This window comes from Methylobacterium sp. 22177 (assembly GCF_052045615.1).
GTDB lineage: Bacteria > Pseudomonadota > Alphaproteobacteria > Rhizobiales > Beijerinckiaceae > Methylobacterium > Methylobacterium radiotolerans.
On sequence record NZ_JBQEPK010000007.1, the window covers coordinates 114164 to 136700 of the forward strand.

General features: G+C 69.3%; 20 protein-coding genes. 7 read left to right on the forward strand and 13 right to left on the reverse strand.

The features are described 5' to 3' along the window. Positions 1 to 21: 21 nt before the first annotated feature. From ACTJK8_RS09890 to ACTJK8_RS09900, 3 genes are read right to left on the reverse strand one after another with little or no spacing between them, the layout of a single operon-like run. Positions 22 to 1086 (reverse strand): sensor histidine kinase, encoded by a 1065-nt coding sequence (locus tag ACTJK8_RS09890; RefSeq protein ID WP_012319737.1) that lies wholly within the window; start codon positions 1084 to 1086, stop codon positions 22 to 24. After that, entirely contained in the window at positions 1083 to 1535 is a 453-nt protein-coding gene (locus ACTJK8_RS09895) for a response regulator (protein WP_012319738.1), read from the reverse strand. Before ACTJK8_RS09895 ends, ACTJK8_RS09890 begins: the two co-directional genes overlap by 4 nt. After that, positions 1532 to 3415 (reverse strand): MHYT domain-containing protein, encoded by a 1884-nt coding sequence (locus ACTJK8_RS09900; RefSeq protein WP_059408878.1) that lies wholly within the window; start codon positions 3413 to 3415, stop codon positions 1532 to 1534. Before ACTJK8_RS09900 ends, ACTJK8_RS09895 begins: the two co-directional genes overlap by 4 nt. Positions 3416 to 3855: 440 nt before the next feature. Here ACTJK8_RS09900 and ACTJK8_RS09905 point away from each other — a divergent pair, with 440 nt between their 5' ends. Further along, a complete protein-coding gene (locus tag ACTJK8_RS09905; RefSeq protein WP_053622150.1) occupies positions 3856 to 4548 on the forward strand; it encodes a hypothetical protein in 693 nt (230 codons plus the stop codon). Between the two features lie 5 nt (positions 4549 to 4553). Here the strand turns inward: ACTJK8_RS09905 and ACTJK8_RS09910 are convergent, their stop codons facing one another. Further along, positions 4554 to 4832 (reverse strand): hypothetical protein, encoded by a 279-nt coding sequence (locus ACTJK8_RS09910; RefSeq protein WP_012319741.1) that lies wholly within the window; start codon positions 4830 to 4832, stop codon positions 4554 to 4556. 473 nt (positions 4833 to 5305) lie between these two features. On the opposite strand from ACTJK8_RS09910, the gene frc reads away from it, so the two are divergent. Then, positions 5306 to 6583 carry a formyl-CoA transferase gene (gene frc, locus ACTJK8_RS09915; RefSeq protein ID WP_012319742.1) on the forward strand — a complete coding sequence of 426 codons (1278 nt, stop codon included), beginning with the start codon at positions 5306 to 5308 and terminating at the stop codon, positions 6581 to 6583. Positions 6584 to 6772: 189 nt separating this feature from the next. Beyond that, the gene (locus ACTJK8_RS09920) at positions 6773 to 7705 is read left to right on the forward strand and encodes a methionyl-tRNA formyltransferase (protein ID WP_012319743.1); all 933 of its coding nucleotides are present in this window, start codon (positions 6773 to 6775) and stop codon (positions 7703 to 7705) included. Positions 7706 to 7717: 12 nt separating this feature from the next. On the opposite strand, the gene ACTJK8_RS09925 is transcribed toward ACTJK8_RS09920, so the two are convergent. Both ACTJK8_RS09925 and oxlT read right to left on the reverse strand, forming a co-directional pair. Next, complete coding sequence (locus tag ACTJK8_RS09925; protein WP_440761850.1) at positions 7718 to 8389, reverse strand: class II aldolase/adducin family protein; 672 nt, start codon at positions 8387 to 8389, stop codon at positions 7718 to 7720. A gap of 115 nt (positions 8390 to 8504) precedes the next feature. Beyond that, the gene (gene oxlT / locus ACTJK8_RS09930) at positions 8505 to 9782 is read right to left on the reverse strand and encodes an oxalate/formate MFS antiporter (protein WP_012319745.1); all 1278 of its coding nucleotides are present in this window, start codon (positions 9780 to 9782) and stop codon (positions 8505 to 8507) included. Between the two features lie 489 nt (positions 9783 to 10271). Here oxlT and ACTJK8_RS09935 point away from each other — a divergent pair, with 489 nt between their 5' ends. From ACTJK8_RS09935 to ACTJK8_RS09950, 4 genes are all read left to right on the forward strand, one after another. Beyond that, entirely contained in the window at positions 10272 to 10964 is a 693-nt protein-coding gene (locus tag ACTJK8_RS09935) for a GntR family transcriptional regulator (RefSeq protein WP_012319746.1), read from the forward strand. A gap of 394 nt (positions 10965 to 11358) precedes the next feature. Further along, the gene (locus tag ACTJK8_RS09940; protein WP_182178621.1) at positions 11359 to 11508 is read left to right on the forward strand and encodes a hypothetical protein; all 150 of its coding nucleotides are present in this window, start codon (positions 11359 to 11361) and stop codon (positions 11506 to 11508) included. Between the two features lie 213 nt (positions 11509 to 11721). Continuing rightward, on the forward strand, positions 11722 to 12690 hold the full coding sequence (locus tag ACTJK8_RS09945) for an HD-GYP domain-containing protein (RefSeq protein ID WP_245295961.1): 969 nt from the start codon (positions 11722 to 11724) through the stop codon (positions 12688 to 12690). A 126-nt stretch (positions 12691 to 12816) separates the two neighbouring features. Beyond that, a complete protein-coding gene (locus tag ACTJK8_RS09950) occupies positions 12817 to 13311 on the forward strand; it encodes a CAP domain-containing protein (protein ID WP_440761851.1) in 495 nt (164 codons plus the stop codon). A gap of 11 nt (positions 13312 to 13322) precedes the next feature. Here ACTJK8_RS09950 and recJ read toward each other — a convergent pair whose 3' ends face one another. The 7 genes from recJ to ACTJK8_RS09985 all read right to left on the reverse strand — a co-directional run bounded on the left by recJ (position 13323) and on the right by ACTJK8_RS09985 (position 22349). Further along, on the reverse strand, positions 13323 to 15140 hold the full coding sequence (gene recJ, locus ACTJK8_RS09955; protein ID WP_440761852.1) for a single-stranded-DNA-specific exonuclease RecJ: 1818 nt from the start codon (positions 15138 to 15140) through the stop codon (positions 13323 to 13325). 132 nt (positions 15141 to 15272) lie between these two features. After that, entirely contained in the window at positions 15273 to 16670 is a 1398-nt protein-coding gene (locus ACTJK8_RS09960) for an NAD(P)(+) transhydrogenase (Re/Si-specific) subunit beta (RefSeq protein WP_012319751.1), read from the reverse strand. A 4-nt stretch (positions 16671 to 16674) separates the two neighbouring features. After that, positions 16675 to 17130 (reverse strand): proton-translocating transhydrogenase family protein, encoded by a 456-nt coding sequence (locus ACTJK8_RS09965; RefSeq protein ID WP_012319752.1) that lies wholly within the window; start codon positions 17128 to 17130, stop codon positions 16675 to 16677. Positions 17131 to 17154: 24 nt separating this feature from the next. Continuing rightward, positions 17155 to 18384, reverse strand: coding sequence for a Re/Si-specific NAD(P)(+) transhydrogenase subunit alpha (locus ACTJK8_RS09970; protein WP_012319753.1), 1230 nt, complete (start codon positions 18382 to 18384; stop codon positions 17155 to 17157). Positions 18385 to 18590: 206 nt separating this feature from the next. Next, positions 18591 to 18884 carry an aa3-type cytochrome c oxidase subunit IV gene (locus tag ACTJK8_RS09975; RefSeq protein WP_012319754.1) on the reverse strand — a complete coding sequence of 98 codons (294 nt, stop codon included), beginning with the start codon at positions 18882 to 18884 and terminating at the stop codon, positions 18591 to 18593. Positions 18885 to 19006: 122 nt separating this feature from the next. Then, entirely contained in the window at positions 19007 to 20368 is a 1362-nt protein-coding gene (locus ACTJK8_RS09980) for an ABC1 kinase family protein (RefSeq protein ID WP_440761853.1), read from the reverse strand. Between the two features lie 109 nt (positions 20369 to 20477). Next, positions 20478 to 22349 (reverse strand): M3 family oligoendopeptidase, encoded by a 1872-nt coding sequence (locus ACTJK8_RS09985; RefSeq protein ID WP_012319756.1) that lies wholly within the window; start codon positions 22347 to 22349, stop codon positions 20478 to 20480. Positions 22350 to 22537 lie beyond the last annotated feature (188 nt).

A 22537-nucleotide genomic window follows, 5' to 3' on the forward strand; every position in this document is an offset into this window, starting at 1 on the left:
GCCCGACGCTCATCCTCGGGCTCAGGCTTGGAACGCCAGGATCGCCCGGGTGCCGGGACGGCCGGGGGCGTACGACAGGGCCGAGCGCAGGTTCGACGCCATGGCGCGCACGATGCGCGACCCGAGCCCGGTGCCGCGGATCTCGCCCTCCCCGGTCCAGCCGATGCCGTCGTCCTCGACGGCGAGCAGCACGGTGTCGGCGGCGTCCCGCTCGACCGCCACGCGGATCTCGCCCGAGGTGCCGACCGGGTAGGCGTACTTGTAAGCGTTGGTGACGAGCTCGGTCACGACCACGCCGACCGAGACAGCCTTGTCGGTCGAGAGCCGCACCGGCTCGGCCCGGAGGCGGATCGCGTGGTCCCGCCCGCTCGCCCGCATGGCGGCCTGCAATTCCTCGACGAGGCTCTGCAGGTAGGCGTCGAGCTCGACGGACTCGACGTCGTCCGAGGTGTAGAGGCGCCGGTGGATGCCGGCGATCGCCGAGATCCGGGCCTGCATCTCGTCGAGGGCCGCCTTGGCGGCCGGATCCGTGACGGCGTTGCGCTGCATGTGCGCCAGGGCGGCGACGAGGGCCAGGGAGTTGGCCACGCGGTGATTGACCTCGCGCAGCAGCAGCTCGGCGCGGTCGCGCGCCTCGCGCATCTCGGCCTCGGCCCGCTCCTTGTCGCGCCGCAGGCTCTCCTGCCGGAGGGCGGTGGCGACGGCCTCGCCGAGCAGCTCCCGGAACTGCCCCTGGACGTCCTTCCAGACGTAGTCCACCGCCCCCGCCTTCAGGGCTGCCACGGCGACGCGGCTGTCCTCGGAACCGGTCACGTAGATGACCGGCGGCGCCTCGGGCAGCGCGCGGATCTCCGGCAGCAGGTCGAGGCCCGTCTGCCCGGGCATGTGGTGGTCGAGGGCGACGGCGTCGATCCCGCCCTGCGCCAGTCGCGCCAGCCCCGCGGCACCGTCGGGACAGAGCTCGACGGCGTAGCCGCGCGCCTCCAGGGCGCGCCGGACCAGGCGGCCGAGGCCGGGATCGTCGTCGATGTAGAGGATGCGTGCCGCCGCAGCGGTGCCGCCCACGCTGGCACGCCCGGCACTCATGGGTTCTGCGGAACCTGCATGACCGAGAAGAACAGCCCGAGCTGGCGGATCGCGTTCGCGAAGCCGTCGTAGCTCACCGGCTTGGTGATGTAGACGTTGGCCCCGAGATCGTAGCAGCGCTGGATCTCGCGGCTGTCGTCCGTCGTGGTCAGCACCACCACCGGTGACCGCCGCGTGTGCGGGTTCGCCTTGACCTTCTCGAGGATGTCGAGGCCGGTCATGTCCGGCAGGTTGAGATCGAGCAGGATCAGCAGGTGACGTCGGGCGCTCGCCTCGCCGGAGCCGTCCGCGCCGAGCAGATAGTCCAGCGCCGACGTGCCGTTCCGGAACTGCACGATGTCGTTGTTGACGCCGGCGCGGCGAATGTTCCGCTCGATCAGGCGCGCATGTCCCTCGTCATCCTCGATCATCACGATGCTGACGGGGTGCACGGGCGGCTCCACGCTCATTCGGCGGCGATGGGCGCCGGTTCAGGGTCTAACCGGACCGCTGTAGCTGTCCCGCGCGGCAAGGTCACGTCGAACGTCGTGCCGACGCCGAGTTCTGAACGGATCTCGATCCGGCCGCCGAACGAGCGCACCAGCGCCTTCACGTGGGCCAGGCCGATCCCCTCGCCCGGGCGGTCCTGTGTGCCCGATCGGCGGAAAAGCTCGAAGACGCGGGCGTGGTCCCGGGCGGCGATGCCCCGACCGTTGTCGGCGACGGAGAAGCAGACGCCGCGCTCGCCCACGGCCTTGGCCGTCACGGTGATGCGTCCGGGCCGACTCGGGTCGAGGTATTTCACGGCGTTGTCCAGCAGGTTGCCGAAGACCTGCTCGATCGCGAGCCGGTCGGCGACGATCTCGGGCAGGTCGCGGGCGATCGTCACCGTGGCGCCGACCGCCTCCGCCTGATGCCGCTGGGCATCGGCCACGCCGCGGAGCAGGCCGGACATGTCGAGGGGCTCGGGCGAGAACTGTCGCCGCCCCTCCCGCGAGAGCTTCAGGATGGCGGCGATCAGCCCTTCCATCCGGTTCACCGCCGCCTTGATGAAGCCGAGCGCCTCGCCGAGATCGGCGTCGAGCCGATCCGCCTCCGGATGTCCCCGGAGGGCCGCGGCGATCTCGGTCCGGGTCGCCTCCAGTTCGCTCGTGAATCCCATCACGTTGACCAGCGGCGCGCGGAGGTCGTGGCTGACGATGTAGGCGTAGCGCTGGATCTCCTCGTTGGACTCGCGCAGATCGGATTCGGCCAGTCTCTGCTCGGTGATGTCCGTGTGGACGCCGACCCACTCGCGGATCTCGCCCCGCGCGTCGAAGACCGGGATGGCGCGGATCGCGAAATGTCGCCACGTTCCGTCGCGGGACCGGACCCGGTGCTCGTGGACGTAGGTACGCCGTGCCCGGACGGTCGCGTTCCAGGTCTCGATGGACGATTCCATGTCGTCGGGATGGACCGCGTCGGCCCAGCCGTAGCCCTGATACTGGTCCCGCGTCTGACCGGTGATCGCGCTCCAGCCCGGCTGCTCGCCGAGCATCCGGCCCTCGGCATCGTTGGTCCAGAGCACGCCGCGCACCGCCTGCACGGCGGCGCGGAACCGCGCCTCGCTCGCCTGGAGTTCGCGCTGCACGCGCTGCTGGTCCAGCGAGGAGGCGAGCATCGCGAGGAACAGGATGAGGAACGTCGCGCCAGCGACGTAGAGGGCGAGGTTCTGCTGGCCCGGAACGCCGGTGGCCACGTGGGCGGCGTGGGCGCCGGCCGCCTCGGCGGTGATCGTCGCCGCGGCCATGCCGGTGTAGTGCATCCCCGCCACCGCGAGGCCCATCACACACGCCGCGGCGAGCTTCTGCCAGACGCCGTGCTGCCGGAAGGAGAGCCACAGGGCCGCGGTCGCCGCGGTCACGGCGATCGCCACCGAGAGCGCGACCACCGCCGGGCTGTAGGCGAGGTCGCCCGGGATCCGGAGCGCCGCCATGCCGGTGTAATGCATGCCGGCGACGCCCAGACCCATCAGGGGGCCGGCCACGAGAAGTCCGCCCGGCCCCTCGCCGACGCGCGCCACCCACAGGAAGGCGGCCCCGGTCACCGCGACGGCGATCGCGAGAGACAGGAGGGTGAGGCCGATGTCGTAGGCGGCCGGCATGCCCATCTCGAAGGCCAGCATGCCGACGAAGTGCATCGACCAGATGCCGCCGCCCATGGCGAGTGCGGCACCGGCGATCCATGGCCAGCGCGGCCCCGCGACGGTCCCGCGGATCCGCGCCCCCAGGTCCAGCGCGGTGTAGGACGCGAAGACGGCGAGGCCGATCGACAGGGCGACCAGCGCCGGGTTGTAGCCAATATGGACCATCGACTGCGATCGACGCGTGAGGGGCGCTCCTCGCGATGTATCCCGGGTAGATGGCGGGCGCCATCGCGATTCGGAGCCGGCCAAGTCTCCGAGATACCGAGACTGTGCCGCGAGGCCCGAGGGCGGGGCCGGGATGGGTGCGGGTCCGCGGCCGGGGCTCTGCCTGCGGGCGCGCGACAGGTCCGGGCAAGCAGGTTCGGCCACGATCCACCGTGGACCCGCCCCGGCGTAGGCAAGCGGACGGGGTGCGCGCATGGCCGGGTCGAGGCGGAGCGGCGATTGCAGTCTGCGCGTCTCGCCGGACAGGTCACGATCGGCGCCCGACGCCGACGCGCGGCTGGGCCGCGACGAAAAATTCGCGTGCGTCACACGGCGATGGTCTCTCCCGGCGTCCGCCCGCGTTCTAGGTTCTGTCGATCGCTCAACGCGAATGCAGGTTCATGAACGGACACGCGGCGGCACGATTTCCGGACGACCTGCGCGAGGCCCTGGCGCAGGCTCTGTACGAGTCTGAGCGGACGGAGGGAGAGGATCGCGCCCTCTGGACCGACCCGGACCTGGAGGCCCGGCACCCCGGTCTCCGCGAGCGCTATCGTCGATCCGCCGACGCCCTCGCGGCCGGCCCGCTGGCGGATCTGCTGGCGGCCCGACGGGCCGACGAGGAGGAGTTGCGGGTGCTGCGCCGGCAGCGGATGTCGCCCGAGCGCGAGCGGGAACTCCTCGAGGCCAACAACCGCCTCCTCGCCCGCGCCGAAGCGGCCGAGACGGCGCGGAGTGCCGCGGAAGAGGCGCTCGTGACACTGCGTCGCGAGCGCGACGTCGCCCGGGAGGCGGAGGCGTTCTGGCAGCAATTCGCCTTCGACGCCGACGATCTCGCGACCCGGCGCCTCATCGAGCAGACCGACGCCCGCGCCGAGGCCGAGCGGCGAGCGATCGAGGAGCGGTGCCGACGGGAGCGCGCGGAGGCGGCGCTGCGCCTCTTCGCCGATCGCGCCGACGTCATGCCCAAGGAGGGATGGGCGTCGGAACTGGCGAAGGCCAATCGCGACATCCCTCTGTGGTGGTTCCACGCGGCCCGCGTCGCCCTCGAGCCGCCGGATCTGTCCCGACCGACCGAGAGCGGCGAGGCCTGAGCGCCTCAGGCGGCCGCGGGCTGCTTCGCGGGCGTGTCTCGGAACAGCGCCGTGCAGCCGGAGCCGCGATGCATGCTCAGGATCGACGCACGGTCGATCTCCGGATGGGTCTTGAGCACCTTCTGGACGCAGGCGAGCACGCGCTCGTACTGCGCGGCGTCGTAATTCGGTTCCAGCGGGCTCACGGCAATGTAAGTCTCGACCACGAGAACGCGCTCGGCGCGGTCGTGGGCGACGTCGACGGCGATCCAGGACGACTTGATCAGGCTGGTGCTGGCGAGCATGGGCGTTCCTCGTGCAGCGTTACATCGTGCCCCCTACGGCTGCGGCACGCTTTTCATCCCGCAGCCAGAGGCAATTTTGGCGAAATCATGGACCGCCTGTCCCCGAATGCCAAGGGGGCGCTGCCGGCGACGCGCGTTCGCGCTGTGCCGCGTGTTGAGCGTCGGCGCGCCCCGGCTTACGCTCCGGCATCGGCCGTCACCGGAGACGTCCACAATAGGCACTCGCGTCCGCCAGATGGCATGTGGTATACAAATTGGCGGACTCGTCACCCCGAGTCCGCGTGACGGTGTCGCGATACGACGAGACCGCGCTTCGGGAGGGAGAACAGACATGATCCGTTCGAGGATGGAAGGCCCCTGCCCCGGCGTCGCGGCACGCGCGTCACGGGCCCGTGCAGGCATCGAACCGGTATCCCGCGCGGCCTGAGCCGCCCTCCGTCATCCCCACACCGACTCCAGCTCCGAGACCGATCATGACCAAGGCCCTCGAAGGCGTCCGCATCCTGGACTTCACCCACGTTCAATCCGGTCCGACCTGTACGCAGCTCCTGGCCTGGTTCGGCGCCGACGTCATCAAGGTCGAGCGGCCGGGCGTCGGCGACGCCACGCGCCAGCAGCTTCAGGACATCCCGGACGTGGACAGCCTCTATTTCACGATGCTGAACCACAACAAGCGGTCGATCACGCTCGACTCGAAGAACCCCAAGGGCAAGGAGGTTCTCTGGCGCCTGATCAAGGAATGCGATGTCCTCGTCGAGAATTTCGCGCCCGGCGCCCTCGCCCGCATGGGCCTGACCTGGGAGAAGATCCACGAGGCCAACCCGCGGATGATCCTGGCCTCCGTGAAGGGCTTCGGTCCGGGCCGCTACGAGGATTGCAAGGTCTACGAGAACGTCGCGCAGTGCGCCGGCGGCTCCGCCTCGACGACGGGCTTCCGCGACGGCATCCCGATGGTGACGGGTGCGCAGATCGGTGATTCCGGCACGGGCCTGCACCTCGCCCTCGGCATCGTCACGGCGCTCTATCATCGGACCCAGAGCGGCCTCGGCCAGAAGGTCGACTGCGCCATGCAGGACGGCGTGCTGAACCTGTGCCGGGTGAAGCTGCGCGACCAGCAGCGGCTCGCGCACGGGCCGCTCAAGGAATACAGCCAGTTCGGCGAGGGCATCCCCTTCGGCGAGGCGACCCCGCGCGCGGGCAACGATTCAGGTGGCGGCCAGCCGGGCCGCATCCTGCGCTGCAAGGGCTGGGAGCAGGATCCGAACGCCTATATCTACGTCATCACCCAGGCCGCCGTCTGGGAGCCGATCTGCGACATCATCGGTGAGCCGGATTGGAAGACCGATCCGAACTACGCCACCCCGAAGGCCCGCCTGCCGCATCTCAACGAGATCTTCACGCGGATCGAGGCCTGGACGATGAAGGTGTCCAAGTTCGAGGTGATGGACACCCTGAACAAGTACGACATCCCCTGCGGCCCGATCCTGTCGATGAAGGAGATCGCCGAGGACGAGTCGCTGCGGAAGACCGGCACCATCGTGGAGGTCGATCACCCGACCCGCGGCAAGTACCTGACGGTCGGCAATCCCATCAAGCTGTCGGCGAGCCCGAGCGAGGTGACCCGCTCGCCGCTCCTCGGCGAGCACACCGAGGAGATCCTGCGCTCCGTGCTCGGCTACTCCGAGGCCGAGGTCGGCGAGATCTCCGAGTCCGGCGCGATCGGCGCGGTCCAGAAGATCGCGGCCGAGTGATCGGTCTCCGGCGAGCCGCGGCTGAGGCTCCGGATCGCTGAAGTTACAATCCGGGGGCGTGCGTGCCGCGCGGCCCCGGATTCCGGGTGACGCCGTTCGACGGTCAGGGCACGGTCGCGCCGCCGAGCCAGCGCTCGGTCCGTTCCATCCCGGTCCCGCGCAGGGCCCGGACGACACCCAGGAGCCTGCATGCGCATCGCCTTCATCGGTCAACAGGATTTCGGAAAAGCGGTCCTGGAGGCGTTCCTCGAGCGAGGCGATGAGGTTGCCGCGGTGTTCTGCGCGCCCGAGAAGCCCGGCGCCAAGCCGGACGTCCTGAAGACGGCGGCCGTCGAGAAGGGGCTGACGGTCTTCCAGTTTCCCAGCTTGAAGAGCCCCGAGGCCGAGGCCGCGATGCGCGGCCTGAACGCCGATATCGGCATCATGGCCTACGTGCTCCAGTTCGCGCCGCAGAGCTTCGTCAGCATCCCGACGCACGGCACCATCCAGTATCATCCGAGCCTGCTCCCGCGTTACCGCGGCCCGTCGTCGATCAACTGGCCGATCGCCCGAGGCGAGTTGCAGACCGGCCTGACCATCTTCCGGCCTACCGACGGCCTCGACGAGGGCCCGGTGATCCTGCAGAAATCCTGCCCGATCGGCGCCGACGCGACCCTGGGCGACGTCTACTTCGACAACCTGTTCCCGATGGGCGTCGCGGCCATGCTCGAGGCAGCCGATCTCGTCGTGGCCGGCCAGCATGTCGAGATCGATCAGGACGAGGACGCAGCGAGCTACGAGGGCTGGTTCCGCGCCGCCGAGGCGGAGATCCACTGGTCCTCCCACGCCGAGCAGATCTACAACCTGATCCGCGCGGCCAACCCGGCGCCCGGCGCCTGGACCACCCACGACGGCAAGAAGCTGCAGATCTTCGACTGCAGCCTGCATCGCATCCGCAAGCTCGCCGACGTCGTCGGCAAGCCCGGCGAGGTGATCGCCGTCGACGATCAGGGATTCAGCGTCTGCGCCCAGGGCGGCCAGATCGAAGTCCGCAAGGTCAAGGCGGAGGGCGGCAAGAAGGTCGCGGCGGCCGAGTTCGCCCGGGAAGCCGGACTGGCGGTCGGACAGGTTCTGGGGCGCTAGGCCAACCTCGCGTCAGGTCGTCTCCGGCGCGGTCGGCCGCGCCGAGTTCAGACCGTAGCCGCGGAAGCGCTCGACCGTGGCGCCGATCTCGTCGTCGGACAGGATGATCGGCGTCCCGATCTGCCGCGCGACGGCGTATTGCTGGCAGAGCGTTTCCAGCTCGACGGCGAGCCACAGCGCCTTCTCCAGGCTCGCGCCGGCCGCGATCATGCCGTGGTTGGCGAGGAGGCAGACGTTGCGGTCGACGAGCGCCGCGAGGGCGAGGTCCGAGAGCTCCGCCGTGCCGTACGGCGCGTAGGGCGCGCAGCGCACTGTCGGGCCGCCGAAGGCCGCGATCATGTAGTGGACCGCCGGGATGGCCTCCCCGCACATCGCGAAGGCGGTGCAGTAGACCGGATGCGCGTGGACCACCGCGTGGAATTCCGGACGGGACGCCAGGATGTCCCGGTGGAAGCGCCATTCCGACGAGGGCTTCTGGTCCGGCGGGTGCGCGCCGTCGAGGTCCAACCGGACCACGTCGTCCGGTCCGGTCCGGTCGGTGGGCATGCCGGACGGGGTGATCAGGAGCCCGTCGCGGAAGCGCACCGAGACATTGCCCGAGGTGCCGCGGTTCAGCCCCTGGGCGTCGAGCGCCCGCGCTGCCGCCACGACGCTCTCCCGCGCGATCCGCTCGTCTCTGTCCATGATGCCCGGTCTCCGGAAGGCCCGGTTCCCGGTATGCAGGAAGCCCGGCGCCGTAAAGACGGCGCCGGGCTCATCACGTCGGTTCGGCGTCGCGGCGCCGGACGACCGCGGCCTGCTACTGCGCCAGCACCGGCGCGAGGCCCGCCTCGGGCTTCTTGGTGTAGGCGGCGCGCATCGGCTTGAGGACGAACAGCGCCAGCAGGGCCGCCAGGATGTTGAGGGCCGCGGCCGCCAGGAACACCGTGTGCCAGCTCCCGGTCATGGTCGTGAGCACGCTGGTGTAGGGGACGATCAGCGCCGCGGTGCCCTTGGCCGTGTAGAGCAGGCCGGCATTCGTCGCCGCGTATTTCGACCCGAACGTGTCGCCGCAGGTCGCCGGGAACAGCGAGTAGATCTCGCCCCAGGCGAAGAAGACGAGCCCCGTCAGCAGCACGAAGGCGATCGGGTTCTGGCCGAACTGGCTCAGCGCGTAGATGCCCAGGCCCTCGATCGCGAAGGACAGGAACATCGTGTTCTCGCGGCCGATATGGTCGGAGACCCAGCCGAAGAACGGACGCGTCACGCCGTTGAGCACCCGGTCGAGCGTGGCCGCGAAGGTCAGCGCCGGCAGCGTGATCCCGAGGAGCGAGACCGGGACGTCGGCGATCTTGAAGTCCTTGGCGATCGGGCCGAGCTGCGCGGTGGCCATCAGACCGCCGGCGGCCATCATGACGAACATCGCGTACATGACCCAGAAGATCGGCGTGCGGACCATCTCGGACGGCTTGTAGTCCCGCTTCGACTGGCTGACCCGGGCGACCTCCGGAACCTGACCCTTGGCCGGCGCGCGCAGGAACAGCGCGATCAGCATGACGATCACGCCCTGCCCGATGCCGAAGTAGAAGAAGGCCGCCTCGTAGCCCTGGGACTTGATCATCGCCTGGATCGGCACGACCGTCAGCGCCGAACCCGCGCCGAAACCCATGGCGGTGATGCCGGCGGCCAGGCCGCGGCGATCGGGGAACCACTTCAGCGAGTTGCCGACACAGGTTCCGTAGACCGCGCCCGCACCGGTGCCGCCGATCGCGGCCGCGATGTAGAGGACGGTGAGCGAATCCGCGTAGGAGTTGATCACCCACGCGATGGCGCAGAGCAGACCGCCGAACAGCGTGACGATCCGCGGGCCGTACTTATCGACGAACCAGCCCTCGATCGGGACCAGCCAGGTCTCGGTGACGACGAACAGCGTGAAGGCCACCTGGATCGCCGCGCGATCCCAGCCGTGGCGCTCCTGCATCGGGCTCACGAAGAAGGTCCAGCCGTACTGCATGTTGGCGATCATGCACATGCAGACGACGCCGAAGGCGAGTTGCAGCCAGCGGCCGCGCCCCACCGGTTTGACGATCTCGGACATACCGTTCCCTCCTGGACAGTATTATTGTTGGCGTTCGCGCTCAGGCCAGCTTTATGCCTTGCCAGAGCGCAGCTTGGCAGAACAACTTGACCGGAATTCTTCGAAAAATTCTTGGCCCGCGGGCAAATTATCTCTGTAGTACGCCGCCGCCCGCCTGGCACCGGACGATGATGTCTGATGGTCGACGGTATGCCAGCAAGATGGTGCTGATTTAATCCCAGGCTGTCAATCGAACCTGCAAAAAAACACACCTCAGCCGGGTTGGATTAAACACTTGGCTCGAACGTACAACGCACTTGGCTGCGAGGGCACCGGATTTCGGTTGCGTTCGCGCCACTTCTAACGTGCCGGACGGCGGCAAAGGTCACAGGTCTGTGGGACCGCGCCGCAATCGACTAGGATCTTGCAAAGGTTTGGGTTAGGTCGTTTGAGAGCGCACGACAGAGAATGCGTGCGGGACATCATGCGTGTGAGCCGACTGGACGAGGGATGTCGAATTCCGAACCGCTGAGCGTGAAGCCCATCGTCGCCAGCTCCAGTCTCCGGACATTGGCCTACGAGGCGCTCAAAACGGCCATCACCAACATGGACATCTACGGGCGTCCGGACGAGGTGCGTCTCGACGAGCGGAAGCTGTCGCAGGATCTCGGTGTCAGCCGCACGCCGGTGCGCGAGGCCCTGACGGTTCTTGAGCAGGAGGGCTTCGTCCGCTCCGAAGCGCGGCGCGGTGTCTTCGTGATCAAGAAGAACAAGCGCGAGATCGTCAGCATGATCCACGCGTGGACGGCGCTGGAGAGCATGGCGGCCCGTCTCGCCTGCGCGCGCGCCACCGACGCGCAACTGCGCTCGTTGCGCGAATCGTTCCCTGAATTCTTTGAGGGGCAGCCGTCCGAGCACATCGACGAGTACTCCGATGCGAACATCCGCTTCCATCAGCGCATCATCGCGCTGGGTCACTGCGAGGCGATCGCCGATCTGACGAGCAATCTGCTGATGCATGTCCGCGGCATCCGCAGCACCGCGCTCCGGCAGGGCGACCGGGCGGAACGCTCGATACGGGAGCACGTCGCCATCATCTCGGCGCTCGAAGCCCGCGATGCAGATCTGGCCGAAAGGCTCGTCCGCGAGCACGGTCTCGGTCTCGCGCAACACGTCGACACCTACGGCGACTACCTGGACTGATCGCCGCCCGAGCTCACGCCCGGCGGCGATGACACCGGGATTGCGTCGCGGCTCATCCGTCAGCACGCCTGCGCGCACTTGCGCGGCGCCATCGACGTCGCGTCTGTCGGCTCCGATGCACAGTCGAGACCCGGTCTAACGGGATCTCAAATTGAATCGTGCACTATCGTTGCGGCGTTGCAAAAAATCCGGCCGCGGAGCGCTCAAACGTGGCGCGCCACCTATCCGATCGAGAGCATGGCGCGGAGGGAAAACCGTCGCGAGCGGGCGTGCACGCGCTCTCCATGCATGCACGGCATGAACGGTATTCGTAATCTGGCATACCAAGTTGCGCCGCGGCATGACACGTATCGCATCGCAACATGTCCCGTTCGAAACCGCGCCGGATAGTCCGATGATCGCCAGCTTCCTCGCCATCTTTGTCGCCTTCGCCGCCTGCCAGGCGTTGCTGACCGTGAAGTTCGCGGACTTCCTCTCCGCCGCGGAGGGTGGTCACGCGACCGTCGAGCCCGCCGCCGAGGTCGCGTCCGCGAAGCTCGCCTGAGGACAAGGCCGGTCCGCAGCGGCTGAGAATGCGTAGGGTTAACGCTTTCCTCAAATTTTACGCGTAGGGTGAACCGATCGTTGACCGTGCGGGCGAGGAGCTACCGCGTTGGCCCTCGGCCCCGCATCGCGTTTCTCGGACGGGCCTTTCGTCCTGATCGTCTCGGATCGTCCGTCCGAACGATCGGCCCTCGAGCGCGCGATCGCGCTGGTGATGGACTGTCGTGCGATTCCGCCCGGCGTCCCGCTGCCGTCAGGGCGGCCACATCTCGTCATCCTGGACCTGCCGCCGGCCCGTAGCGCCGAGCTGCAATCCACCCTCGCCCATCACGGACCGCCGGTCCCGCGCCTCGTTCTCGTGCGCGGCGAACCCCTGCCGGCCGCTCGCTACCTCCGTCAGCTGCCGGCCGCGTCGCCCCGCCAGCTCGTATTGGCGAATGTCTTCGCCATGATCGAGGAGGCGACGCGCTCCGCCGAGTTGCGGCAGCGTCGGCTCCTGGAGCGCGTCTCGGGCGCCACCGCCGTCGTCGCCGAGATCTTCGACAGCGCCGCCCTCGGCGCCCGTCTGCAGCGCGCCGACGCGGATCGCGGAACCGAGCTGGTCCTCGCGGCCGTCTCGGAGGTCGGGATCGCCGAGTGGCTCACCGCGGTGTGGCGCCACGAGATCGGCGTTTACCAGCACACCCTCGGCGTCGCCGGCCACGCCGCCACCTTCGGCTCGCAGATCGGCCTCGGTCAGACCGACCTCGCGTTGCTGGTGCGCTCGGCGCTGCTGCACGACATCGGCAAGGCGCGTATCCCCGCGGAGATCCTCAACAAGCCGGGACCGCTCAATCCCGAGGAATCGCGCCTCATGCAGCGCCATCCCGATATCGGCGCCGATCTGCTTCGCGTGCACGGCGATTTCGAGGAGGCGGTGATCGACGTGGTCCTTCACCACCACGAGCGTCTCGACGGGAAGGGCTATCCCGATCGGCTGTCCGGTGCGGCGATCTCGGACCTCGTGCGGATCGTGACGATCTGCGACGTGTTCTCCGCCCTGACCGAGCGGCGCACCTATCGGCAGCCTGCCACTCCCGCGGAGGCGCTGTCGATCATGGCCGACAACACCGGGCACCTGGATCCGGATCTCCTGCGCGCCTTCGCGCCCTCCATGCTCAAGGGCAGCGCCCTGGCGGCCTGATCCGGGCCCGGCGTGGCGCCGGCGCCACGCTGTTCGGCGGGATGGTCCGGGCGCGCCGCGCGCCGCGCTTTCGCCGCAACCGCGCCGGAGGGAGGCGATCCCGTCACACGAATTGCCGACCGGACCGTGCCCAAGCTCAGTCTCGCCCTCGCTGTCGCCCTCCCGCTGGCCCTCGTCGGGTGCGGCGGTCTCTCGGTCCTGCCCGAGACTCCCGTCGAGAACGCGACGCACACCGCCGTGCTCGACGAGGTCGCGGCCGCCGCAGCGATCTCGGCCTACCGGGTCCAGCACGGCCTGAGCCCGGTCGTGGTCGACTCGGCTCTCGTGAAGGCGGCGGCCTTTCAGGCCGGCAACAACGCCCGCCACGGCCAGCTCAGCCACGATGTCGGCGGCAGCTTCAGCTCGCGCATGGCGTCGGCCGGTCTCGCGAGATCCTGGGCGGCCGAGAATCTCAGCGCCGGATCCGAGACCCTGGAGCAGGTGCTCGCCCGCTGGAAGGCGAGTCCCGAGCACAACAGGAACATGCTGCTGCCGCAGATCCGCAGGATCGGGATCGCCCGGGTCGATGCCCCGACCACCCGGTACAAGCGCTTCTGGGCGCTCGTGATGGCCGGCGGCTGACGCCGGACGTCTCAGGATTCGGACGGCGCCAGATCGACGATCCGGAGCTGGGCGCGCTCGGCGCCGCGCCAGCGGTCGCAGGACAGGGTCCCGGCCACGTGCATCTCCCGGCCGATCCCGTTCAGCAAGGCCAGGCCGAGCGGTCGTTCGGCGGCGCGGAAACAGATCGCTCCCACCACCTGCCCGTCGCGGCTGCGCAGCCGGGCCCTGACATGGCTGGAGCCGACCACACCGGCGTCGACGAGGCGGTGCCGGCCCAGCGCGAAGATCGGCTCGGGCGCACCCTGGCCGAACGGGCCGGCCCGCTGCAGCAGCCGGACCGTCTCCGCGGTGGCGCCGCCGGCGCTGAGGCCGCCGTCGATCAGCAGGGCATCGGCGGCCCGGGCCACCGCGACGCTCGCCCCGAGCAGCATCGCCAGATGCGCCTCGAAGCGGGGGATGTCGTCGGCCCGCACGGTCACGCCGGCCGCCATGGCATGGCCGCCGCCCTTGCTGGCGAGCCGGGCCTCCACGCAGGCGCGGACCGCGAGCCCCAGATCCGCGCCCGGGATCGAGCGCCCCGAGCCCGTGGCGGTCCCGTCCGGACGGATCGCGAACGCGAAGGCCGGCCGGTTGAAGCGCTCCTTCAGCCGGGAGGCGATGAGGCCGACGATGCCGGGGTGCCACTCGGCGCTGGCAGTCACCAGCACGGTACGGTCCGGATCGAGCGTCAGGGCCCGGTCCATCTCGGCCTCGGCCTCCAGGACGGCCTGCGCCTCGATCGCCTGACGCTCGCGGTTGAGGCGATCGAGGTCGGCGGCGATCCGGGCCGCCTCGCCCGGGTCCGCCGTGGTCAGCAGGCGGGCGCCCAGGGCCGAGTCGCCGATGCGCCCGCCGGCATTGATGCGCGGCCCGAGCACGAAGCCGAGATGCCACGCTTCCGGAGGCTCGCCGAGCGAGGCCGCGTCCAGCAGCGCCGCGAGCCCGGTGCGGCCGCGATGGCGCATGACCGTGAGCCCCTGGGTCACGAAGGCCCGGTTGAGGCCCGTGAGAGGCACGACGTCGGCCACGGTCGCCAGCGCCACGAGGTCGAGGGCATCGGTGAGCTGCGGTTCGGGACGATGGCTGCCGAAGAAGCCCTCCTGCCGCAGGGCGCGGTTCAGCGCCACCAGGGTCAGGAAGACGATGCCGGCGGCGCAGAGATGGCCGAGGCCCGACAGGTCGTCGAGGCGATTCGGATTGACCACGGCGCGGGCGGGGGGGAGGATCTCGGAAGCCGCGTGGTGGTCGAGGACGATGACGTCGAGACCGGATTTCTCGGCCTCCTCCAGCGGCGCGTGGCCGCTCGTCCCGCAATCGACGCAGACGAGGAGTGTCGCGCCCTCCGCCGCCAGCGCGGTGATCGCCGCGACGTTGGGGCCGTAGCCCTCGGTGATCCGGTCGGGGATGTGGATCGGCGCGCGCAGTCCCAGGTTGCGGAGATAGCCGGCGAGGAGCGCCGCGCTCGCGGCGCCGTCGACATCGTAGTCGCCGAACACCGCCACCGTCTCCCCGCGCTTCACGGCGCGGACGAGGCGGCGGACGGCCGCCTCCATATCGAGCAGCGTGTCCGGATCCGGCATCAGGTCCCGCAGCCGCGGCGCGAGGTGACGGGGCGCCGCTTCCGGGACGATGCCCCGTCCCGCCAGGACCCGGGCCAGCAACTCCGGGAGGCCGTGGGCCTGGACCATCTTGGCGATCTGATTCTGGACGGCCGCGCCGCCGCAGCGCTCCTGCCAGCGCCGACCGGTCACGGAGGCGGCGACACCCAGGAAGGGCGGCGGTTCGGCGAGGAGCGGAGCGGACGACACGGGCGCCACCCTACACCGGGCCGCGCGGGGAATCTTGCGCCTCGCCGCAACAGCGACGGCGAACGCGATCCGGCACAACGAAAAAGGGCGGGCATCGCTGCCCGCCCGTCGGATCTGCCGGAGACCTGAGTCTCAGAGCGACTTCAGGATGTTGTCGACGACCTTCTTGGCGTCGCCGAACAGCATCATGGTGTTGTCGCGGAAGAACACCTCGTTCTCGACGCCCGCGTAGCCGGAGCCCATGCCGCGCTTGATGAACAGCACGGTCTTGGCCTTCTCCACGTCCAGGATCGGCATGCCGTAGATCGGCGAGGCCTTGTCGGTCTTGGCGGCCGGGTTCGTCACGTCGTTGGCGCCGATCACGAAGGCGACGTCCGCCTGCGGGAACTCGCCGTTGATGTCCTCCAGCTCGAACACCTCGTCGTAGGGCACGTTGGCCTCGGCCAGCAGCACGTTCATGTGGCCCGGCATGCGGCCCGCCACCGGATGGATGGCGTACTTCACGTCGACGCCCTCCTTCTTCAGCATGTCGGCCATCTCGCGCAGCGAATGCTGCGCCTGGGCGACCGCCATGCCGTAGCCTGGGACGATGATGACCCGCTCGGCGTTCTTCATGATGTAGGCCGCGTCGTCGGCCGAACCCTGCTTCACGGGCCGGGTCTCGACCTGACCGGTTCCGGCCGCGGCCGTGTCGCCGCCGAAGCCGCCGAGGATGACCGAGATGAACGACCGGTTCATCGCGTGGCACATGATGTACGACAGGATCGCGCCCGAGGATCCGACCAGCGAGCCGGTGATGATCAGCGCGAGGTTGCCCAGGGTGAAGCCGATGCCCGCCGCCGCCCAGCCCGAGTAGGAGTTGAGCATCGACACGACCACCGGCATGTCGGCGCCGCCGATCGGGATGATGATCAGCCCGCCCAGCACGAGCGAGGCGATGACGATCAGCCAGAAGATCGCCTTCGACTCGGTGCCGATGAACAGGGCGATCAGCAGCACGAGGCCGGCGGCCAGCAGCGCGTTGATCAGGTGGCGCTGGGGCAGCATGATCGGCTTGCCGGACATGCGACCGTCGAGCTTGGCGAACGCGATCACCGAGCCGGTGAAGGTGATGGCGCCGATGGCGACGCCGAGACCCATCTCGAAGAGCGACTGCTTGTGGAAGTGGCCGTTCTCGATGATGCCGAAGGCCTGCGGGGCGTAGAGTGCGCCCGCCGCCACGAAGACGGCCGCGAGGCCGACCAGCGAGTGGAACGCCGCCACAAGCTGCGGCATCGCGGTCATCGGCACGCGCTTGGCGATCACCGCGCCCGCGCCGCCGCCGATGCCGAGGCCCAGCAGCACGAGGATCCAGGCGCCTGCACCCGCCGGCGGGTGGCCGACGAGCGTCGTCAGGATCGCGAGCCCCATGCCGACCATGCCGTACAGGTTGCCCTGCCGGGAGGTTGTGGGGTGCGAGAGCCCCCGCAGCGCCATGATGAACAGGACGCCGGCGACGATATAGAGAAGGGAGGAGACGTTCTCTGACACCGGCTCAGCCCTTCTTCTTGTACATGCCGAGCATGCGTTGCGTGACGAGGAAGCCGCCGAAGATGTTCACGCTGGCGAGCACGATGCCGATGAAGCCGAAGAACCGGGCCAGCCCGGTGCCCTTCTCGATCAGCGGAACGCCGACCGCCAGGATCGCGCCCACGATGATCACCGACGAGATCGCATTGGTGACCGACATGAGCGGGGTGTGCAGGGCCGGGGTCACCGACCAGACCACGTAGTATCCGACGAAGATCGCCAGCACGAAGATCGCGAGCCGGAACACCGTGGGATCGACCGCGCCGCCCGTGGCGGCGCTCAGCCCGTGGCCCATGCCGTCGGCGATGATCTGCGCCTGATCGGCGGCGTTGCGCGCCACCGCGGCCGCCGCGCGCGCGGCGTCGGCCAGCACGCGGGCCTGATCGGCGGCCTGATCGGGAGGGACGATGACGTTTGCCATTCTGCTACTCCTCTCGGCCGGGCTTCACTGCGCGCCCGCCGGGGTGGCCGTGCCGGACGCCTTGTTGGCCTCCGACTTGGCCAGCCCCACGGAGGCGGCTTCCGAGGCTGCGCCATCGGTCTTGGGCTGGAAGGACGCGTGCACGACCGCGCCGTCGCGGGTGAGGTTCGTGGCCTTCACCAGCTCGTCGTCCCAGTTGATGGCCAGCGCCTTCGACTCCTTGTCGATCAGGGTCTCGACGAAGGCGTAGAGGTTGCGGGCGTAGAGGCTCGACGACGTGGCGGCGAGCCGCCCCGGCACATTGACGTGGCCGACGATCTTCACGCCGCGGTCGTTCGTGACGACCTCGCCGGCCTTGGCGCCGGCGACGTTGCCGCCGCGCTCCACCGCGAGGTCGACCAGCACCGAACCCGGCTTCATCGACGCCACCATCTCCTCGGAGACCAGCTTCGGCGCCGGCCGGCCGGGGATCAGCGCGGTGGTGATGACGATATCCTGCTTGGCGATGTGGCCCTTGACCAGCTCTGCCTGCTTCTTCTGATACTCGGCCGACATCTCCTTGGCGTAACCGCCGGCGGTCTCGGCCTGCTTGAACTCGTCGTCCTCGACGGCGACGAACTTGGCGCCCAGCGATTCGACCTGCTCCTTGGTGGCGGGCCGGACATCGGTGGCGGTGACGACCGCGCCGAGGCGTCGGGCGGTCGCGATGGCCTGGAGGCCGGCCACGCCGACGCCCATGACGAACACGCGGGCGGCCGGCACCGTGCCGGCGGCGGTCATCATCATCGGCATCGCCCGGCCGTACTCGGCGGCGCCGTCGACGACCGCGCGGTAACCGGCGAGATTCGCCTGCGAGGACAGGACGTCCATCACCTGCGCGCGGGTGATGCGGGGCATCAGCTCCATGGCGAAGCCGTCGACGCCGGCCTCGGCCATCGCCCTCAAGGCCTCCTCGTTGCCGTAGGGGTCCATGATCGCGATCACGGTGGCGCCGCGCTTCAACTGCGGCAGCTCTTCGGCGCTCGGGCGCCGGACCTTCAGCACGAGGTCGGCATCCCTGGCGGCATCGGCGGCGCTCCCCGCGATGCCGGCGCCGGCGGCCTCGTACTCGGAATCCAGAATGCCGGCCCTCTGGCCCGCTCCGGACTGCACCACGACGTCAGCACCGAGAGATTTGAACTTCTTGACGGTCTCAGGAACCGCGGCGACGCGCGGCTCCGCGGAGTCCGTCTCGGACAGCACAGCAATGCGCATGCGAGGGTTCCCCTGGAAAAGCTCGGCCTTCGAATGCGCGAACCGGCGACGCTTTTCGAGAGGCGGACCTACGATACCGCGTTGGAAGCGGCCGGAATGTAACTTGCGCTCAATTTAATTGCCAACAATGCGTCAGCGACCCGCCCGGCGATCGCGAGCGGGCTCGTCATCCGCGGCGGCGCTCAACGCCACCGCCCTCGAACATTTCAGGCGAAGAACAGGTACAGGACCAGCAGAATCCCGACGACCAGCGGGGCCTTCCACCCGACGGCCGGTGCGAGAGCGCCCACCGCGCCCGCGGCTCCCGAAGCGATCACGCCGACGATGGCCAGCAGCCAAGCTTCGCGGATCCCGCCGATGGCGAGGGCCAGCACCCAGCAGATCACGACGCCGGTGGCGATTTCGACGAACCGGACGAACCCGCGATAGGTCTGCTCGTGAGTCTTCGCGTCCATCGCCGGGCTGTAGGTGTGCCCGGCCACCGTGTCACTCTCGGCCATCGTGCGCTCGTTTCCCTAAGACGCGACTTCTTGCGGTCGCGGTCGGATGTAGCTCAAGCGTTTACCTGCCGCAATCGGACGCACGCAAGTTGATCGCTCTCTCGGTGGATCTTCGCGCCGACTCAGGCCGGTTTCGGCAGGTCCGCCTCGGCGAGCACCCGACCCTGACGCTTCGTGAGTTCGTCCAGCGAGAAATGCTCGATCTCGGCTTCGAACAACCGGTGGTAGTTGAGTTCCGACCTGAGGTGGAGGAACACGGCGCCCAGGCCCACGGCGGCACGATCCATGAAGACGAATTCCTGCGGCACCGTCACGGGTCCCCGCTCCTTCAGGGCCTGATGGACCTGGAAGGCCTGCCGCCGACCGTACTCCCCCGGCTTCACCCCGTCCGCGACGGTGCGGGTGCGGTCCTCGAGCAGCGGCCCGTAGATGAAGCGGGCCCAGATGTTCAGGATCTCGATCTTCTCCTTGTCGAGGTCCTTGAAACCCCAGACCTCGTAGGCGTGGACGATGCGGGCGTCGTCGTTCTCCAGCAGGCCGCGATAGAGGTCCACGACGCCGCCGACGAATCGCGGATGGAAGATCCGGACGCAGCCGTAATCCAGCAGGTTGATCCCGGCGGCCTCTCCGGCGTCAGAGAAGACCGTGTAATTGCCGAGATGCGGGTCGCCGTGGATCACCGCCGCCCGGCTGAACGGGTGCCACCACGCCTTGAACATCGCCTGAGCGATCCGGTTACGCACCTCGACGGGCTCGTCGGCGAAGCCCAGGATCTTGTCTCCGTCGAGCCAGCCGAGCGTGAGCAGGCGCTTCGTCGAGAGCTCAGGGAAGACGCGCGGCACGCGCACCGCGTCGATGTCCTTCAGCACGGCCCCGTAGAGCGCCGCGTGCTTGGCCTCGCGCTCGTAGTCGAGTTCCTCGCGCACCCGGGCGCCGATCTCCTTCGCGATCTCGCGCGTATCGAGCCACGTGTTCATCCGGCGGTGCAGCGCGAATGCGACCTCCAGCTGCTTGAGGTCGGCCTCCACGGCCGATTGCATGTCCGGATATTGCAGCTTGCAGGCGAGCCGCTCGCCGTCCTCGGTAGTCGCGCGGTGGACCTGCCCCAGCGAGGCCGCGGCCGCGGGCTTGAGGTCGAAGCTCCCGAATCGCGCCTGCCAGCCGGCGCCCAGTTCCGACTGCATCCGGCGTCGGACGAAGGCCGCGCCCATCGGCGGCGCGTCGGCCTGGAGCTTCTGCAGCTCGGTGGCGTACTCCGGCGGGAGCAGGTCCGGGACGGTGGCCAGCAGCTGGGCCACCTTCATGATCGGCCCCTTCAGGCCGCCCAGCGCCTGCGCCAGGGCGGCGGCGTTGGTGGTGCCCTCCTTTCCGAACAGCCGCGCCATGGCCATCCGGGCGGCGACACCGCCGACATTGGCGCCCACGCTGGCGTAGCGCCCGGCGCGGGCGGAGAAGCGGTTGGCTTCGCGGTCGGTCTCGGCCATCACTCGATCTGCTCGTCTGACGATGATCCGCAGATAAGCCGCCCCCGGCCGCGAACCAGGGGCGTGGGTCCCTGCGCCGCGGGCATCGGCCGAGCCCGCGGCGCCCCGCTCAGGCCCGACCTTCCATGCTCTCCAGCTCGACGATCATGCTCTCGATCATCCCGAGACCGATCTGCCAGAAGCCCGGATCCTTGGCGTCGAGGCCGAAGGGCGCGAGCAGCTCGCCGTAGGGCTTCGAGCCGCCGGCCGAGAGCAGCGCGAAGTAGCGGTCCACGAAGCCTTCCTCCGCCCGGGCGTAGACGCCGTAGAGCGAGTTCACCAGGCAGTCGCCGAACGCGTAGGCGTAGACGTAGAACGGGGAGTGGATGAAATGCGGGATGTAGGCCCAGAACGGCTCGTAGCCTGAATCCAGCGTGATCGCCGGACCGAGCGATTCCGCCTGGACGGACAGCCACAGCGCGTTGATCTGGTCGGTAGTCAGCTCGCCCTTGGCGCGGGCGAGATGGACCTTCCGCTCGAACGAGTAGAACGCGATCTGGCGCACCACCGTGTTGATCATGTCCTCGACCTTGGCGGCGAGCATGGCCCGGCGCTGGGTCGTGTCGGTGGTCGCGGCGAGGAGCCGACGGAAGGTCAGCATCTCGCCGAACACGCTCGCCGTCTCGGCGAGGGTCAGGGGTGTCGGCGCCATCAGGGCGCCGTTCGGCCCGGCGAGCACCTGGTGGACGCCGTGGCCGAGCTCGTGCGCCAGCGTCATCACGTCCCGCGGCTTGCCCTGGTAGTTGACCAGCACGTAGGGGTGGACGGAGGGCACGGTCGGATGCGCGAAGGCGCCCGGCGCCTTGCCCGGACGGGTCGGCGCGTCGATCCAGCGCTCGTCGAAGAAGCGCCGCGCGATCCCCGCCATCTTCGGCGAGAACGCGTCGTAGGCGGACAGCACCGTGTCGCGGGCCTCCGTCCACGGGATCGTGCGCTGCTCGACGCGCGGCAGCGGCGCGTTGCGGTCCCAGTAGGGCAGCGCCTCCTGCCCGAACCACTTCGCTTTGAGCGTGTAGTAGCGGTGGGACAGCCGGGGATAGGCCGCCCGCACCGCGTCGACGAGCGCTTCCACCACCTCGGGCTCGACCCGATTCGACAGGTGGCGCGCGTCGGCCACGTCCTTGAACCCGCGCCAGCGGTCGCTGATCTCCTTGTCCTTCGCCAGCGTGTTGGTGATGAGCGTGAAGACCCGCAACTGACCGCGCAGCACCGCGCTGATCGCGCCGGCCGCCTCCTTGCGGACCGCGCCGTCCGGATCCTGAAGCTTGTTGAGCGTCGGCTCCAGCGGCATCTCCTCGCCCTGCACGGTGAAGCGCAGCGAGGCGATCGTCTCGTTGAACAGCCGGTCCCAGGCGGCGTTCGACGTGACCGACTTCTCGAGAAACAGCTTCTCGGTGCGGTCGTCGAGCTGGTGCGGCTTCTCGCGCCGCAGGTCCTCGATCCACGGGGCGTAGTGCGCGAGCGGCCCTCCGGCCATCGCGGCGTTCATCGCGGCGTCGTCGACGCGGTTCAGCTCCAGGGCGAAGAAGAGGAGATCCGCCGAGGCGCCGGTCAGCCGCTCGCGGGTGTCGCCGTAGAACTTGGCCCGCGCCTCGTCGGTGGTGTCGCCGGAATACACGAGCCCCGCGAACGACATGAGCTTGCCGAGCAGGTCCTCGATGCCCTCGTAGGTCCGCACCGCCTCGGCCAGACGCGCGGACGCGTCCGGCCCGGCGGCGAGCTCGGCGATCCGGCCGGCATAGGTCTCGGAGAAGCGGCGGCACTCCTCCTCGGCGCGAGTCATGTCGCCGGAGAAGTTCGGATCATCGAGGCCGGAATAGAGATCCGTGAGGTCCCATTCCGGAAGATGGCCGAGGTCGGCAGCCTTCGCGGCGGCGCGCGCGGCACTCACGCCCTCCGGCAGGCGGACAGTCACCGGCGAGGCGGTGTGGCTCGGCATCATGGTGTGCAATCCTCTCCAAGGGCTCCGGCCCCGTACCCTGATATCGAGCGTGCCGCCACGCGTTCAACGCGGGCGGTCCGTCGGACCGGCGCGCGATTGGTGACGACGCGCCGCGAACGTCGTTAAGCGGCACTTTACGAGTGTCGGTCACCCTGCGGCTCGAAACGAAACAGTCGCCGAATCGGAGG